The 16051-nt window shown below is 63.1% G+C and carries 15 protein-coding genes, 1 pseudogene and 1 riboswitch; of the genes and pseudogenes, 8 read left to right on the top strand and 8 right to left on the bottom strand.

Annotation, left to right across the window (positions count from 1 at the left end; all coding sequences use genetic code 11):
* The first annotated feature begins 56 nt into the window (after positions 1 to 56).
* Positions 57 to 887, top strand: a complete 831-nt coding sequence (locus M0D64_RS00080) for a 2OG-Fe(II) oxygenase (protein ID WP_266256218.1) — start codon at positions 57 to 59, stop codon at positions 885 to 887.
* 274 nt (positions 888 to 1161) lie between these two features.
* Here M0D64_RS00080 and M0D64_RS00085 read toward each other — a convergent pair whose 3' ends face one another.
* The 4 genes from M0D64_RS00085 to M0D64_RS00100 form a co-directional block, all read right to left on the bottom strand.
* Positions 1162 to 1971, bottom strand: coding sequence for a VOC family protein (locus M0D64_RS00085; protein ID WP_266256219.1), 810 nt, complete (start codon positions 1969 to 1971; stop codon positions 1162 to 1164).
* Positions 1972 to 2028: 57 nt separating this feature from the next.
* Positions 2029 to 3216 (bottom strand): ABC transporter substrate-binding protein, encoded by a 1188-nt coding sequence (locus M0D64_RS00090; protein WP_266256220.1) that lies wholly within the window; start codon positions 3214 to 3216, stop codon positions 2029 to 2031.
* 226 nt (positions 3217 to 3442) lie between these two features.
* The gene (locus M0D64_RS00095; RefSeq protein WP_266256221.1) at positions 3443 to 4189 is read right to left on the bottom strand and encodes a CbtA family protein; all 747 of its coding nucleotides are present in this window, start codon (positions 4187 to 4189) and stop codon (positions 3443 to 3445) included.
* 11 nt (positions 4190 to 4200) lie between these two features.
* Complete coding sequence (locus M0D64_RS00100; RefSeq protein WP_054040208.1) at positions 4201 to 4422, bottom strand: CbtB-domain containing protein; 222 nt, start codon at positions 4420 to 4422, stop codon at positions 4201 to 4203.
* A gap of 42 nt (positions 4423 to 4464) precedes the next feature.
* Positions 4465 to 4604, bottom strand: a riboswitch (cobalamin riboswitch).
* Between the two features lie 54 nt (positions 4605 to 4658).
* On the opposite strand from M0D64_RS00100, the gene M0D64_RS00105 reads away from it, so the two are divergent.
* Positions 4659 to 5351, top strand: coding sequence for a histidine phosphatase family protein (locus M0D64_RS00105; protein ID WP_266256222.1), 693 nt, complete (start codon positions 4659 to 4661; stop codon positions 5349 to 5351).
* Positions 5352 to 5427: 76 nt separating this feature from the next.
* On the opposite strand, the gene M0D64_RS00110 is transcribed toward M0D64_RS00105, so the two are convergent.
* Genes M0D64_RS00110 through M0D64_RS00120 form a run of 3 tightly spaced genes read right to left on the bottom strand, consistent with a single transcriptional unit; the run spans position 5428 to position 8913 of the window.
* A complete protein-coding gene (locus M0D64_RS00110; protein WP_266256223.1) occupies positions 5428 to 6438 on the bottom strand; it encodes an alpha/beta hydrolase in 1011 nt (336 codons plus the stop codon).
* Positions 6439 to 6481: 43 nt separating this feature from the next.
* Positions 6482 to 7840: an MFS transporter gene (locus M0D64_RS00115; RefSeq protein WP_266256224.1), complete on the bottom strand. Its 1359-nt coding sequence runs from the start codon at positions 7838 to 7840 to the stop codon at positions 6482 to 6484.
* The gene (locus M0D64_RS00120) at positions 7837 to 8913 is read right to left on the bottom strand and encodes an alpha/beta hydrolase (protein ID WP_266256225.1); all 1077 of its coding nucleotides are present in this window, start codon (positions 8911 to 8913) and stop codon (positions 7837 to 7839) included. The genes M0D64_RS00115 and M0D64_RS00120 overlap by 4 nt, the downstream gene beginning before the upstream one ends.
* Before the next feature lie 336 nt (positions 8914 to 9249).
* Here M0D64_RS00120 and M0D64_RS00125 point away from each other — a divergent pair, with 336 nt between their 5' ends.
* The 6 genes and pseudogenes from M0D64_RS00125 (at position 9250) to M0D64_RS00150 (ending at position 15308) form a co-directional block, all read left to right on the top strand.
* A complete protein-coding gene (locus tag M0D64_RS00125) occupies positions 9250 to 10158 on the top strand; it encodes a LysR family transcriptional regulator (RefSeq protein ID WP_266256226.1) in 909 nt (302 codons plus the stop codon).
* A gap of 100 nt (positions 10159 to 10258) precedes the next feature.
* Positions 10259 to 10354: pseudogene (locus M0D64_RS00130) on the top strand (MarR family transcriptional regulator); the annotation flags it as partial.
* A 45-nt stretch (positions 10355 to 10399) separates the two neighbouring features.
* Positions 10400 to 12502, top strand: a complete 2103-nt coding sequence (locus M0D64_RS00135) for an FUSC family protein (RefSeq protein ID WP_266256227.1) — start codon at positions 10400 to 10402, stop codon at positions 12500 to 12502.
* Positions 12503 to 12547: 45 nt separating this feature from the next.
* Positions 12548 to 12757, top strand: a complete 210-nt coding sequence (locus M0D64_RS00140) for a DUF1656 domain-containing protein (RefSeq protein WP_054040146.1) — start codon at positions 12548 to 12550, stop codon at positions 12755 to 12757.
* Positions 12754 to 13773 (top strand): efflux RND transporter periplasmic adaptor subunit, encoded by a 1020-nt coding sequence (locus tag M0D64_RS00145; protein ID WP_266256228.1) that lies wholly within the window; start codon positions 12754 to 12756, stop codon positions 13771 to 13773. Before M0D64_RS00140 ends, M0D64_RS00145 begins: the two co-directional genes overlap by 4 nt.
* Entirely contained in the window at positions 13770 to 15308 is a 1539-nt protein-coding gene (locus M0D64_RS00150) for an efflux transporter outer membrane subunit (RefSeq protein ID WP_266256229.1), read from the top strand. The genes M0D64_RS00145 and M0D64_RS00150 overlap by 4 nt, the downstream gene beginning before the upstream one ends.
* A gap of 259 nt (positions 15309 to 15567) precedes the next feature.
* On the opposite strand, the gene M0D64_RS00155 is transcribed toward M0D64_RS00150, so the two are convergent.
* Positions 15568 to 16029 carry a (2Fe-2S)-binding protein gene (locus M0D64_RS00155; protein WP_266238176.1) on the bottom strand — a complete coding sequence of 154 codons (462 nt, stop codon included), beginning with the start codon at positions 16027 to 16029 and terminating at the stop codon, positions 15568 to 15570.
* Between the last annotated feature and the right edge of the window lie 22 nt (positions 16030 to 16051).

The raw sequence follows: 16051 nt of genomic DNA on the forward strand, positions 1-16051 counted from the left end.
TGGGCGTGTGCTTACACTCGGTCATCGTTCGATGAATCGCCTTACGGAGAATGTTCATGAATACGGTCGCGAAGGATCTGCAGTCGCCGGAGTTGGAACTGGAACTGGAACTGGAACTGGGGTTCGAGCCCGACCTGAAACACGCTGGCGCACGGGAGTCAGGCTCCAGCACCGTCACCGGCTCGTTTACGCGGCGCGTCGACGCGATCGACTGGTTCGATGTCGAAGAAGAACTGAACGGATATGGCTGCGCGATGCTGCGCAATCTGCTCAGTGCGCAGGAATGCGACGCGCTGACAGCGCTCTATCCACGCGACGATCTGTACCGCAGCCGCGTCGTGATGGCGCGGCATGGTTTCGGTCGTGGTGAGTACAAGTACTTTGCGTATCCGCTGCCGCAGTTGGTAGCGGCGTTGCGCGCCGAGCTTTATCCGCGCCTCGCGCCGGTGGCGAATCGCTGGAACGAGGCGATGAATATCGATGTCCGCTATCCGGTCGCCCACGGCGAATTTATCGAGCGCTGTCACGCCGCCGGCCAGCTGCGTCCAACGCCCCTGATGCTTCAATACGCCAAGGACGACTACAACTGCCTGCATCAGGATCTATACGGCGAACACGTGTTCCCGCTTCAGGTCGCGATTCTGCTTTCGGAGCCAGGCAAGGATTTCACGGGCGGCGAGTTCGTCATGACGGAGCAGCGTCCGCGGATGCAGTCGCGCACGGAAGTCGTGCCGCTCGGCAAGGGCGACGCAGTGGTGTTTGCGGTTCATCACCGGCCGGTGCAGGGCACGCGCGGCGTGTATCGGGTGAATCTGCGACACGGCGTGAGCCGCCTGCGGTCGGGTCACCGGCACACGCTCGGGGTGATTTTCCACGACGCGACCTGATTGCGCTCCACACGATGACCACCCGTCCCGGCTGGACGCGCCGCCAAGCCACGGACCGGTCCCGTGTTCAATTGGGCGCTTAGGAGTAGGAGCGCGTAAGCGGCGATGGGATTTGGACTTTGTTTGTCCACGGCGTTAAGGGACGGTAGCTGTTGTGAACTTGTCCACAGAAAATGTTCGCAAGCCTGTGGATAACAACCCCACAACAGCGCCAACTACTTGATCCACTTAACTTCCTAAGCGCTGCACGCTGCGCGCCGAAAGGCGATTCCCCTCATCCCGCGACGATCTCGAACCACGCGCCATGCGTGCGATCACGGTCGAGCACTCGCGACTCCGCTTTACCATCAGCGCGCAAAGCGACACCCAACACCCCTTCCCCACGCGTGGCGAGTTGCCGGCGCAACGCCGCGCCTTCGGGGGTAACACTCGCGGCATCGACATGCACGGGGCTCAGCAACACAACCGACGCATCGCCAATCGACACCGTCGCCGACGCTGCCCCAAGTCCCGGCAAAGCCACCGTCCGCGCGTCCGCAAAACCAAGCAACGCCCGATACCGCTGCAAACTCGCCTTCAAATCCTCCACAGCGACCGTCAAGCTCGCCACCCCTCGCACGCCGTTCGCATGTTCACGCACCGCGCCTTCAGTCACACGCAGATCACGCGGCGTGATATCCCCGCACAGGAATGGCAAGTCGCTGGTTTGCGGGCGGCCGGTCTGCCACTCGAGCCGCGCGCCGTCCGGGCGGACGCGCCCACCTGCCTGTGGCCCGTCGTATTGCAAGCCCCGCCCATGCGCGGCGTCAATCACAGCAGCCACGCTCGACGGCAACAACGCGTAATCAACAAATCCATCGCCATGACGCTGCCCCACATCCCACCAGCGACGCTGCGGCGCCGCCTGCAAGAAAGCGATCAGCTCGATGTAACTGCCATCGGCGAAACCGATCAGCGCGTTATGCGTCACGCCATCGGCATGTGTACCGCCTTGCTGCACGGTGAAACCGAGCGCCGTGAAATCTTCAATGGTCTGCGTCAGGTCGTGGACGCGAATCACAATGTGGTCGAGTAAAAGGCTCATGGCACAAAAGTCGTGAATGTTGTGAATGATCGAAGAGTTGGACGGCCGGCGAAATACCTACTTCTGGGCAACCGTCGCCTTACTCTCAAGCAATGCCCACTTATCGTTCTTCACCACCACGTTGATGTTTTTCACGCCGATCACACGACGCGTCGCCGGATCGAAATTGGCCTTGCCGAACACGACGCTCGGAATGTCGTGCAGCTTCGGCAGCGCATCGCGCACAGCTTTGCGGTCGGGACCGCCGGCGCGCAGCGCATAGGCGGCGATGATGACGGCGTCATACGCGTAAGCGTTGAACGCGTCCGGTTCGCGGTGGTATCTCGCCTCGAAGCGTTTAACGAAGCTTTGCACTTCCGGCCCGGATTCACCGGGGAAGAAGCTGGTGTTGGTCGCCACGCCGTTGACGGCCTCACCGCCGAGTTCGAGGAATTTCGGCGAATACACGGAACTGGCTGCGGCGATCGGCAGGTTGATACCGCTTGTGCGCGCCTGGCGGGCGATCTGCGCGCCGTCGGAGTAGTACGAGATCAACACGATGCCATCCGGATTCGCAGCGCTCACGCGCACCAGCGTCGCGCGGAAATCTTTCTCGGCCGACTGATAGCCCTCTGCCGCCACGACTTGCGCACCGCGTTCGTTGGCGGCTTTGACGAAGACGTCCTTGCTGGTGCGTCCCCAGTCGGTGTTCAGATAGAGCACGGCGATGCGCTTGAGGCCGAGCGTTTTCACGGCGAGGTCGGCAAGCAGCGGCTGGGCGTCGGCCTGGCTGACTGACGGGCTCCAGATGTAGTCGCCGCCTTTGGTGAAGTCAGGATGCGAGTTGGTGAAACCGAGTTGCACAAGGCCGGCATGCTGATAAATCGGCGACGCCGCCATCGAAGCGGGACTCGAGAAGTCGCCGAGTTCGATCAGGATGCGCGGGTCGTTGACGAATTTCTGCGCGATCGTGATGGACTGGCGCGGGTCGCTCTGGCTGTCCTCAAAGACGTAGTTCAGCGGGCGGCCGTTGATGCCGTTGTGGCTGTTGATCTCATCCAATGCAAGATCGAAGCCGGCTTTCCATTGCGCGCCGTACTGAGCGTTCTGTCCGGTCAGCGGGCCGCTGACGCCTATCAGGATCGGATCGCCCGAAGGTGGCGCTGCGATGGCCGTTGTCGTCGTCGTTATTGCCGATGCGGCCAGCAGCAGAAGTGCCGTGATACGAGTGGCCCATGATGGGCGCAGGCTTGATGAGTTCGACATGGCTCCAGGCTCGGTTTGCTTGAGATTGGAGTGAGTGTCGGATTTGCCCCGGCTTCGGGCAACCAAGCGATTCGCATAACGTTATGCACCCATGGAACTTGTCCACAGAAAATGTCCATAAGCCTGTGGATAACATTCCCGCAAACGCGCCAAGTACTTGATGTATTTGGTTTCTCTCGCGCTGCACGCCTGCGTGACCGCGGCTCGCGCGGTCACGCCATTCACATCAAAGGTAAGCGGACTTCGCGGCGCTGCGGCTCGCGGAAGCCAGCAATTTGCTTCGCTCGACGAGGGCGCCGAACAGCAGCCCAACTGTCGTCCACATAACCACCTGCATGCCGATGGCCGCGACGCGGAATTTCCACAACAGCACCGCCGGGAAAGCCGCCGGTACTTCGTTGATCGTCGGCATCGACAGTTGCACGGCAGCAATGATCGCGACGAACACCAGGCCCGCCACAATCGAGCCATTCCACGCGCCCAGCTTCAGCGCCGCGCGGCGCCGAACCTTCAGCGAGAACACCACTGCGGCCAGCGAGATCGCGATCATCAGGAAGAACAAGCCGGTCCGCATCCCGATCGTCTCGGGGTCGCCCACCGAAGGGGGATTCGCCGGGTACTTGATGTTCGGAACGATCACCAGCGCAATAAACGCGCCAAGCGCGAGCCATGCGGACAACGCGCGCGCACTCAGCGCGCCGACGCGCCCGTACGCATACGCGAACACCAGCGAGAACAGCCCGCCGAACGCTGCGCCGTACGTCACCACGCCAGTCAACAATCCCAGGCCCGCCTGGGTGCCGCGGCTCACCAGTTCGGGTTCGGGCGCTTCGCCTTTGGCGGCGTCGGCCTTTTCCTCGAAGGAAATCGCCTGATCGACCTGCGGTTCGCCCACCAATCTCGCGAAGCCGAACGTGAGCAATCCCGCGGCGATGCCTGCAAGCATCCCGCGTACCAACAATTTACCGACCATTTTCGACTCCGTTAGTGGCAGGGAAAGCCGAGCAGATGGCGGCCGTCGTGCACGAATTCGTGCACATACATGCCAGGCACCAGCGACGTGGCACCCTGTTCCGCACCAACGAAATACAGCGCGAGCAACAGCAGCAAGCCGCCGAACACGACCCAAGGCAGCAATTCACGCAGCGGAATCGGCGTGGGTTGGGCGACAGGCTGTGTCGTGGAATCGAAAACAGCGTTGGACATAATGGACATCTCCTGGGGGTAACGCGCCCCGATAGTAGATTGAAGAGGGATGGTGCAAAGCTCAGGTCTGGCTTTCGGCTCGTGAATGCCGATTACAGTGGCGCGACCGCGCCGGGCTCTCACCGGCTTCCGTGCTTCGCAGTGACGCTATTCTACGCGCTAAACTTTGCCTCCCGGCAACGTAAAGCATGCACGCGGCGTCCCGCTTTAGTCCGGTCTTTATGGAAATCAACTGAATGGACACACGGCTGTTACTGATCAGCCACGCATCGACCGCGGCGATGCGCGCGGGCCGCTTCCCCGCCGACGACCCGGTCGATGCACGTGGCCTCGCCGAAGCAACCGCCGCACGAGCGCGCCTGTCGATTCCGGACGACGCGGCGGTTTTCGTCAGCCCTGCCGTTTGTGCGCGCGACACGGCGTCGGCCTTGGGGATCGGTGCCGCGGCATCGGGCCAAGGCGCATCGGTCGACGAGGGACTGGCAGACATGGACTACGGCCTGTGGCATGGCCGTCGCCTTGCCGATCTCGCGGCCGAAGCACCGCACGACCTCGCCGCATGGACACATGATCCCGACGCAGCCGCGCACGGCGGCGAGTCGTTCAGTCAACTTGTGAAACGGGTGGGACAGTGGCTCGATGCGCTAAACGATGCGTTGAGCGAGGACGTGACCCGCGCAACAGACCGTGCATCAAATGATGGAGCGAACGAGGCAAGGAATCGTACGTTACGCGAAAAAACGAGCGTCATCCCGAGCACCACGCAAAACGTGGTCGCCGTCACGCACCCGCCAGTGATCCGGGCCGCCATTGTTCATGCGCTTGGTGCGTCGCCGGCCGTGTTTCCGCGTATCGAGATCGCGCCGCTCTCGATGGTCGAGTTGCGACGCTCACGACGCGGCTGGACATGGTGGCCGGCGTCGCAATAACGGCGGCCGCGAGGAGTCGGGTCTTGTTCATGTCGGCACAATCCTTTGAAAGGTGGCCTTATCGCGGTAGCACGGTTCATGCCTTGCCGAACAACGCCGCCAGCCCCTGCACCGATGCAAAAATCCCCTTCGCATCGTGCCCAACGCCGTCGATCACAAACGTACGATGCTTCGCCGCCCCTTCCGGATGCCGCGACGCCATATAACGCGCGTAAGCCAGTCCGCGCCCCAGCCGATGCTCGCCTTGAGTCTGCGCGGCGCATGAACGGTCGAGAGCCGGATGCTGCGGATCGCAATCCGCGCCGCCGAGCAGCACGGTGACATCACGACGCGCATAGCGCGATTCAAGCGCATCAGCAGAGCCCGCCTCCCCGCCACTAGAAGCATAGGCCGGCAACTCTTCGAGCCCATACTTCCAGCGATTGAACGACGGACACGCCGCCGCATCGAACGCCGCGAATTCACCGGATGCGGTCGGCCGCATCGCGTCGAAGTACACATACGACGAAGGATTCGCGACCACATAGCGCAGCGCGATTCCGCGCGCGACGAGCGGCGCTTCACCCCGCGTCACCACGGCATAGCGCTGCACCACCTGACCACCACCCGAATGCCCGGCGATCACCACCTCGGTTAGCGACGCAAACTGCTCGCGCGACGCCAGCGTCTGCAGGATGGCATCGAGCACATCGAACGAACTGAGCGGCGCCGGACCTTCGGCGTTGTCGCCGCCCATCCAGCCAGCCCATTCCCAATGCAGCGTGGATGACGGCAACACATGCGCGCTAACGTCGGCACTCGCGAGGAATTGCGGCACGATCAGCAGCGTATCGGCTGCATCGCCACCAGCAAGTGCGCACGCGCGCTCCGCCAGATGGAAGTACGTGTCCGCGTTGCGCAGGCGTCCGTGAATCAGAATCACGGCGCGCTTGACGTCACGCGTCGGCGCAAGCCAGTCGCCGTTCGCGAACACCGGCACGGTGCCGCTGCCCGCAGGCGTCGCGACACTCAGATGCCGGCTGGCGACGACGGCGACCGGACGTTCATTCGGTGCGCGTTCGTCATCTGTTATCAAAGGCTGGGTCATGCAATAAGCTCGTGGGTCATCTAATCAGTCTGGCTAGTGGCGGTTAACGCGTGACGAACTTCGCTGTTGCGCCGCCCGCTTCACGTCCCGAGCGCGTGAAATACACCATCGCGAGCGACACGCAACCGGCAAAAATCAGGTAGAACGCCGGCGTCAGACTGCTGCCAGTCAGATGCGTCAAGGCGGTGATGGTGAGCGGCGCCATGCCGCCGAACAGCGTCACCGCAATGTTGTACGACAGCGCCACGCCCGCCGACCGGCTGCGCACCGGAAACAGCGTCGCGAGCATGCCGGGGTGCGAACCGGACATGGCGGCGAGGAACACCGTCGCGACCATCTGCGCGATGAACAGATGCCCCGGCGTGGGATTCGTCACGACGAAGTGATAAAGCGGATACACGCACACCATCCACGTGATCACGATCGGATAGAACAGCCGGTACGCGCCGTAACGATCGGCAAGCTTGCCGGACAGTGGAAACAGAAACAGATTCAGCACGCCCGACACGAACGCGCCGAGCAGCGCGGTGGACAGCGGCAGATGCAATTGCCGCTCGACATACACCGACAGATACGAGTGCCACACATAATTGGTCGCCGCGCCGATGATGATCACGCCCATCGCGCAGATCGCCGCGTCGCCGTTATCGCGGAAGAACTGGCGCACCGTCACACGTGGCGGCTTATCCTTTTGATCGAGCAAGCGCTCGAACTCCGGCGATTCCGCCACGCGATGCCGGATGTAGAAACCAAACGGCCCCGCCAACGCGCCGAACAGAAACGGCAGGCGCCAACCCCATGCCACCAGTTGCTCATGCGTGAGCTGCGTGGTCAGCAGATAACCGACGCCTGACGAAAGCAGCAACGCGAACGCCTGCGCGGACATATTGAAGCTGCCGTAGAACATCTTCTTGTGCGACGGCGCATACTCGACCAGCATCGCCGAGGCCGTCGCGAACTGCCCGCCCACCGAGAGCCCTTGCAACAGCCGCGCGAGCACCACGAGCAACGGCGCCGCGATGCCGATGCTGGCATAACCCGGCGTGAGGCCCATCAACAGCGTGCTCGCCGCCATCGAAATGATCAGCAGCGAAAGCGCTTTGCGCCGCCCCGCCCGGTCCGCGTAGATACCGAACAGAATGCCGCCGATCGGTCGCACGATAAAGCCGACGGCGAACGTGGCGAGCGTCAGCATGATCGACACGAAGCCACTGCCGCCGGGAAAGAACACCAGCGCGATGATCTTCGCGAAGTAGCCGTAGATCAGAAAATCGAACCACTCGAGTCCGTTGCCGAGCACCGAGGCAAAGATCGCGCGCCGCACCATCGGCGGGCTCAGTCCGTTCGATGCCTCCGCGGTGGACGCCGCACCGTCACGCTGATTCACGCTCGCCCCGCTCATTGCTCGCATCCTTGGGTGTCGAACATTGCCGACAATGCGCAGACCGACGTCAGCATGCGCGCGCCGTTGTGACCCACACCTGGCACGACATGAAAACTCTGCTTCAGCCCTTCCGGATGACGCGACTGGATGTACCGGTAATACGCCTCCGCACGCGCAACGCGCTGCGGACCTTGCGCTTCGGCGGCACAGCTTCTATCGAGCGCGCTTTGCTGCGGATCGTCGTCCGCGCCGCCGACCAGGTAGTCAATGCGGCGCGACGCATAAGTCGCTTCGAGTTGTGCGGGCGAGCGGTCGTCGAGGTATGACGGCCGATTGTCCATGCCGTATTTCCATTGATTGAAATCGGCGCATTGCGCGGCATCGAACGGCGCCGATACACCTTGCGCATTCGGCCGTTGTGCATCGAAGTACGCATACGTCGACGGGCTCGCCACGACGTAGCGCACGTCGATGCCCTCATTCGTCAGCACGTCGATGTTATGCGCCGCCACCGCGTAACGCTGCACGACCTGCCCGCCACCTGAATGCCCCGCGAACACGACGTGCCGCAGATTCGGAAACAGCTTGCGATCCGCGAGACGCGTGACGATTTCGTCCAGCACCGCGTACGAACTGACGGGCAGCGGCGCCCGCGCCGCTTCGCCACCCATCCACGCGTCGCCGGTCCAGCGCAGCAGATCGGCCGGTTCGTCATGCACGCGCACGTCGAGCGTGGCAAGGAATTGCGGCGCGATCAGAAGCGTGCTGTCGAGATCCGCGTGGGCGGCGTCGCGTGCGTTCTGCGCCGTACGGAAGTACACGTCCGCGTTGCGCAGTTTGCCGTGAATCACGATCACCGCGCGCGTCACCCGCGGTTGCGCGACGTTCCAGTCCTTCGACAGGTACAGCGGAAATTCAGCTTGCCCTTGCGGCGTGTCGATCACGAACCGTGTGTCCGAGATCGTCGCCACCGGCTTCAGATGCGACTCGTAGGCATGCACCGCGAATGCCGGTTGCGTGAGCAATGTCAGCATGGCGGTACCCACTGCCGCACACCCCATCGCCAGACGTCGTGAAAAATTCAATGTCATGCAGCTTGCTCCTGATCACCGTGCACTGTCTTGAACGCGGTGCATCGTCAGATCCGTCGTTGAAAAGTTCGAAAACTCAGAACCGGTGGCGGATGCCGAGCGTCACGCGGAAGGCCAGTTTGGCATGACTATCACTATCGTCTCCAGTCGATTTAGTTTTATGTCGCGGAGCGCTCGAGCCTGCTTGCCGTGAGCAACGCGGGCCTCGATCGATGCGATAGACGAGATCGTAGGATTGGGCGTGGTAAATGTAAAATACCTGTTTTATGCACCATCCATATCTATACGATATGGTAATGCACAGAAAGCAAGGCACGACCGAGGAGACACAACACGATGGAGCTTCGCCACTTGCGCTACTTCCTGGCGGTTGCCGAGGAAGGTCAATTCACGCGTGCAGCCGAGCGGCTGGCCATGCAACAGCCGCCCCTCTCGCAGCAGATTCGAACGCTGGAGGAAGAGATCGGCTTCGAACTATTTGTGCGCATGCCTCGCGGCGTAAGCTTGACGCCCGCAGGGCAGGCCTTTGCGGAAGACGCGCAACGCTTGCTGCAGGACCTGCAACAGTCGGTGGAGAGAGCGCACCGGATTGCGCGCGGCGAGCTCGGCACGATCTCGATCGGCCTCACCAGTTCGGCTGCGTTCCATCCTTTTACGACGGAGACGATCCGGGCTTTTCGCGCGGTGTGTCCCGAGGTCGCCGTGGAGCTTGCCGAACTCAATGCGGCGGAGATTATCGAGCGTTTGGCCGCGGGGCAGATTCAGGCCGCGTTTCTCCGCAAGCCGGTCGATGTGCGCGAGGGCGTGGCGTTCGAGTTATTGCTCGACGAGCCGATGGTGGTGGTATTGCCAGTCGGGCATCCGTTGCTGAAAGGAGCGGGCAAGAAACGGCCGCAGGTGTCGTTGAAGGCATTGGCGCACGAGGACTTCATTCTGGTGCGCCGGCCGGGCGCACCCGGCATGTATGCGGATATCCTGGCAGCATGCAGACAAGCCGGGTTCGTCCCGCGGATTGCGCGCGAGGTGCCGCGCATGGTGTCGGGGATCAATCTGGTCGCAGCAGGGTTGGGGGTGACGCTGGTGCCGGCGTCGATGCAACGTTACGACCAGGTTGGCGCCGTCTATTGCACATTGACGAATCCCGCGAAGTTGAGTGCTCCGCTGCATCTTGCTTACCCTGCGGGACTGCGCAATAGCGCGGCGACCCGCTTTATCGAACTGGTGAAGGAGCGCGTTTACGGCTAAATGAGCCGGGCTTTTGCGACAGCGGCACGAAAGCCGCGCTTCACAAAAAATTCCGATTCAATAGCTTGCTAACGAATATTTAGGAAATACAATAGCGGCCATGTCGAATCTCGATACCTTGCGCCGCACCGTCAGCAGCACCCTGGTCGTCGCTGCCAGAAAATGGCGACGCACGAGCCATGGCGTGCTCACGGCCGACGCAGCGGCGCCGCCCAATCCCCGGGATGCCGGGTAACGGGTTATGGTCTATCCCTCCGTCCGCGACTGGCTCTTCTCCGTCAAGACGTTTGCCGCGGCGATGATCGCGCTTTACATCGGTCTCTCGCTCGAATTGCCGCGCCCGTATTGGGCGATGGCCACCGTCTACATTGTGTCGAATCCGTTTGTAGGCGCGACCCGCTCCAAGGCGCTTTATCGTGCGCTCGGCACCATGCTGGGCGCGTCGGCCGCGGTGCTGCTGGTGCCGCCGTTCGTCGAATCGCCGTATCTGTTCAGCGTGATCGTCGCGTTGTGGACCGGCACGCTGCTGTATCTGGCGGTGGCCGATCGCACCGCGCGCAGCTACGTCTTCATGCTGGCGGCCTACACCATGCCGATCATTGCGCTGCCTTCGGTGACCAATCCAGGCGGCGTGTTCGATCTGGCAATCAGCCGCACCGAGGAGATCCTGCTCGGCATCGTGTGCGCGAGCATTGTCGGCAGTTCGCTGTTTCCCAGCCGGCTCGCGCCCACCATCATCGAGCGGACCGACGCGTGGTTTCGCGACGCCGCGTTCTATGCGACCGAGACGCTGTCCGGGCGCATTGCGGGCTCGGCGATTTCTGGGGCCCGCCAGCGCATCGCGAGCACGATCAACGGGCTGGAACTGCTGCTGAGCCAGCTTGCCTACGACCACACCCGGCCGGACATCCTGGCGCGTGCTCACGAGTTGCGCGGGCGCATGCAGTTGCTGCTGCCGATCATGTCGGCGCTGGCCGATCCGCTGATCGCCCTCTACAACAGCGGCCGCCAGACATGGCCCGAGGGTCTCGAAACGTTGCTCAACGACGTCATCAAATGGTTCCATGCGCCGCTTCCTGAAGCCAGCGAAGGCTATCACCCCGACCCGGAAGCCAACGCATTGCGCGAGCGCATCGCCGCGATGCAGCCGCTGCCGGCCGCGCTGGCGACCTGGGACGGCGCGCTGCTTTCGAACGCGCTGTGGCGCATGAAACAGGTGATCGATATCTGGCAGGACTGCCGCTCGCTGCGCATCATCATCACGCGCGAAGAAGGCTCGTGGCGGCCACGTTTTCGCCATTGGCGGCTCGGTGGCACCGAGCAGTTTTTCGACCGCGGCATCATGCTGTTTTCGACGGTTTCAGCGGGCGCCGCCGTGATCATCGCGTGCAGTCTGTGGATCGGCTCAGGCTGGGCGGACGGCGCCAGCGCGGTGACGCTGGCCGCCATCGCGTGCTGCTTCTTCGCCGCGCTCGACGAACCCGCGCCCATGGTGTTCAAGTTCTTCGTCGCCACGGCGATCGCCGTGGTGGCCGCCGGTATCTATCTGTTCGCCGTGCTGCCTCACGTGCACGATTTCCCGATGCTGGTCGTCCTGTTCGCCGGGCCGTTCATCCTTGTCGGCACGCTGATCCCGCGTCCGCAGTTCAGCATGGTGACGGTGCTCGTGGCCGTCAATACGGCCACCTTCATCAGCATTCAGGATGCCTACTCGGCCGACTTCCTGATCTTCCTGAACAGCAATCTCGCGGGCCTTGCCGGCTTGCTGTATGCGTATCTGTGGACCCGCGCGACGCGGCCGTTCGGCGCCGAACTCGCGGCATCGCGGCTGTTGCGCTCGAGCTGGGCCGACGTAGTGCTGACTGCGTCCACCCGGACTATCGAAGACCCGCGCAATCTCGCCGCGCGCATGCTCGACCGCCTGATGCAGTTGATCCCGCGTCTCGCCGCCACGGACGACCACCGCCATCCGTCGATCGAAAGCTTCCGCGATTTGCGCATCGCCTTCAACGCGCTCGATCTGCGCCGACTGACCGGCAAGCTCGGCGGCGAAGCGCCGGCTGCGATCGATCATGTCCTCGAAGACGTGCGCGAATACTTCGAATGGTGCATCGACCAGCGCGCGCGCCAACCGGTGCCCGAGAGCCTGATGTCGTCGATCGATGCAGCCTTGGCGCGCGTCACCGCACAAGGCCTCGCCAATGCCGGTGCGCCGGGCCCGACCGCGCAAACCTCGGCGCGCAGATTGCGCGAGGCGCTGCACGCGCTGGTCGGCTTGCGTCTTTCGCTGTTTCCGGCCACGCTAATCACACCCACGCCGCCCGAACCGGAGGCCGCTGCCTGATGCGCCCGTCCCGCAACCCAATCCTCTCCCTGGCCCGTTCCCGCGATGATCGGTGAAATCGATATCTTCGGCGTGTTCGTGCCGGCCGTGCTGGTGCTGATGTTGATCGCCTATCTGATCAACCTGGCCATTCGCACGGTGTTCGAACGCGTCGGCTTTTACCGCTTCGTCTGGCATCGCTCCATCTTCGATCTCGGCATCTATGTGCTGGTGCTGGGCCTTGTCGTCGTCGTTTCGCACAGACTAATAACGTGAAAAAAACCTGGTTCTCCGTCGGTCAAATTCTGCTGACCCTGATCGTCGTCGTGGTTGCAGCCTTCGTGCTGTGGAAACTGGTTGCCTATTACATGTTCGCGCCGTGGACGCGCGACGGCCACGTGCGCGCCGACGTGATCCAGGTCGCGCCGGATATCTCGGGGCTGATCTCATCGGTCGAGGTGGTGGACAACCAGCAGGTCAAACAAGGCCAGGTGCTGTTCGTGATCGATCAGGCCCGCTATGCGCTCGCACTGCGCCAGGCGCAGGCCACCGCGCAGCAACGCCGCGCTACCCTCGATCAGGCGCGCCGCGAAGACGCGCGCAATCGCCAGCTCGGCAACCTGGTCGCGACGGAAGTCGCCGAAGAAAGCCGTTCGCGTGTCGAAACAGCGGATGCCGCGCTCGCCGATGCGAACGTCGCAATCGATACCGCCAAACTGAATTTGCAACGCACTACCATCGTGAGTCCGGTCGACGGTTATCTGAACGACCGCGCGCCGCGTACCGGCGAATTCGTTTCGGCGGGCCGTGCGGTGCTCGCGGTGGTGGATATGCATTCATTCCGCGTCGACGGTTACTTTGAAGAGACCAAGCTACGCGGCATCGACATCGGCCAGCGGGTCGATATCCAGGTGATGGGCGAGCCGAACGTGCTGCGCGGCCACGTGCAAAGCATCGTCGCGGGGATTGAAGACCGCGACCGCACGCAAGGATCGAATCTGCTGCCGAACGTGAACCCGGCATTCAGCTGGGTGCGGCTCGCGCAACGGATTCCGGTGCGCGTTGCGCTCGACGAGGTGCCTGCCGACTTCCGCATGATCGCCGGACGCACCGCGACGGTGTCGGTGCGTGATCTGTCGGCGACCGGCAAGCCGCGTCCGGCTGCGGGCGCTTCGGGTACGGTGGATGCATCGGCGGCTTCGGCTTCGGCTTCGGCTGCTGTTCCGGCTGCCTCCGCTACTTCTACTGCGCAACCGGCGTCTGCTGCCGTCATGTCGGGCGCGTCGCAATGAAGCTGTCGCGCGCCCTTCCCTTATTGCCGCTGCTGCCGCTATTGCCGTTGAGCGTCGCGCTCAACGGCTGCGTGAATGTCGGCCCCGATTACGCGCTGCCGAAGCAGGCGCTGGTCAACGCGCCGCTCGCCAATGCGCCGATCGAAGGCGCCGACGCCAAACTGACCACGCGGCAGAACGTGCCTGCGGTCTGGTGGAAGCTCTACGACGATCCGGTGCTGAACAACCTCGTCGACGAAGCGCTGCAGTCGAACACCGACTTGCGCGTCGCGGCGGCGAACCTCGCGCGTTCGCGTGAAGCGCTGGGTGTCGCGCAGGCTCAAGGCGGCTTCTCAGGAAAGACGTCGGCGGTCGTCGAGCGGGCGCAGGAATCGGCCGAACAGTATCTGCTCTTCAACAAACTGCCGGTCACTAACGAAGGCGATATCGGCATCAGCATCTCGTACGAAATCGATCTGTTCGGCAAGCTGCGCCGTGGTGTCGAAGCGGCTGCGGCGGATACGGAATCCGTGCAGGCGGCCGGCGATCTCGCGCGGATCACGGTGGTCGCGGATGTGGTGCGCTCGTATGTCGACCAATGCTCGGCCGCCGAGGAGCTCAGGATCGCGCAGCAATCGCTGGCCTTGCAGAAGGAACGTGTGGACGTGTCGCGCCGATTGCGCGACGCCGGCCGCGGCAATCAGACCGATGTGACGCGCGGACAAACCCAGGTCGATACGCTGGCGGCGGATATTCCGCGCTATACGGCGCGCCGCCAGATTGCGCAATACCGGCTCGCGGCACTACTCGCACGCGCACCGTCCGATTTGCCGCCAGCCGTGCTCGCCTGCAGCACGCTGCCGCAGATCCGTCAGCCGATTCCGGTCGGCGATGGCGCCGCGCTGCTCAAGCGCCGCCCGGACGTGCGCGAGGCCGAGCGCCAACTGGCAGCGTCGACGGCGCGCATCGGCGTCGCGACGGGCGCGTTGTATCCGACGGTGAGCATCGGTGCGTCGGCGGGTTTGACGGGGATTCTGGAGGACCTCGGCACCTCGCCGACGGCACGCTGGGCCTTCGGTCCACTGATCAGTTGGACCTTCCCCACGAATGGCGCGCGGGGCCGTGTGCGTGAAGCGCAAGCGTCAAGCAATGTTGCGTTGGCAAAGTTCGACGGCGTGGTGCTGACCGCGTTGCGCGAAACTGAAACCAGCCTCGCGACCTATGCGTCCGACTATGCCCGCGCCGACGCCTTGCGTGCCGCGCTGAAGTCGGCCACCGCGTCGGCGGATGAAACGCATCGCTTGTATCGCGCCGGACGCGAGTCGTTCATTTCGGATCTGGATGCGACGCGCACGCTGACTTCGACGAAGTCTCAGGTTGCGGCAGCGGAAGGTCAGGTGGCGATCGATCAGGTCAACCTGTTCCTCGCGCTGGGCGGTGGGTGGGAGACTGATGCGCAGACGGCGCCTGGGACAGCAGTGTCTAACACCGCGACTCCCGCTGCTGCGGCGCCGGCTAAGGCGGCCATGCCGACGGCGGCCACCAAAGCGCCCTAACCCTCCCGCCTCGTCTCATCCGGGTAAATCGCTATTATTGACAAGCTTTCTTTGGCCTTTCAATTCAGGTTAAATACGAGCCTCAACATCACACGGTACGGGGTCACGTATGTCGCAATTCATGCAAGGCGCAGCCACACTGGGTGGTTGTATCGGCGTTTTCACGGTAGTGGTGGCGGTCGTGGAGATGCTGGCGAACTGAGCCCGCCGGGCTCGTGATCGGCTCACCCAGGCGTCTCTGTCTGCGGTGATGCCGGCCTTAAACGGGCCGCCGTTTCGCAGCCGCCTGGTGAATCGCCGCCCTTACCCTCGGATACGTGCCGCAACGGCACACGATGTTGGACATCGCCGCGTCGATGTCCGCATCGGTGGGATTGGGTTTCTGTTTGAGCAGCGCGCAGGCCGCCATCAGTTGCGCGCTCTGGCAATAACCGCACTGCACCACGTCGAGATCGATCCACGCCGCTTTTAACGCCTGCGCTTCGGCGCCCTGCACGCCTTCGATCGTCGTGATCTTCTGCGAGTGCAAGCTCGACATCGGCGTCTGGCAGGCAAGGCCTGCCTTGCCGTCTAGATGGATCGTGCACGCGCCGCAAATGCCCACGCCGCAGCCGAACTTGGTGCCGGTCATGCCGAGGTCGCAGCGCAGCACCCACAGGAGCGGCATATCCGGTTCAGCTTGCACAGCAACCACGCGGCCGTTGATGTTTAGTGATCCCATTTTTTCTCCGTCAATCTGAAGC

It is taken from the genome of Paraburkholderia sp. WS6 (assembly GCF_030464835.1).
Lineage (GTDB): Bacteria > Pseudomonadota > Gammaproteobacteria > Burkholderiales > Burkholderiaceae > Paraburkholderia > Paraburkholderia madseniana.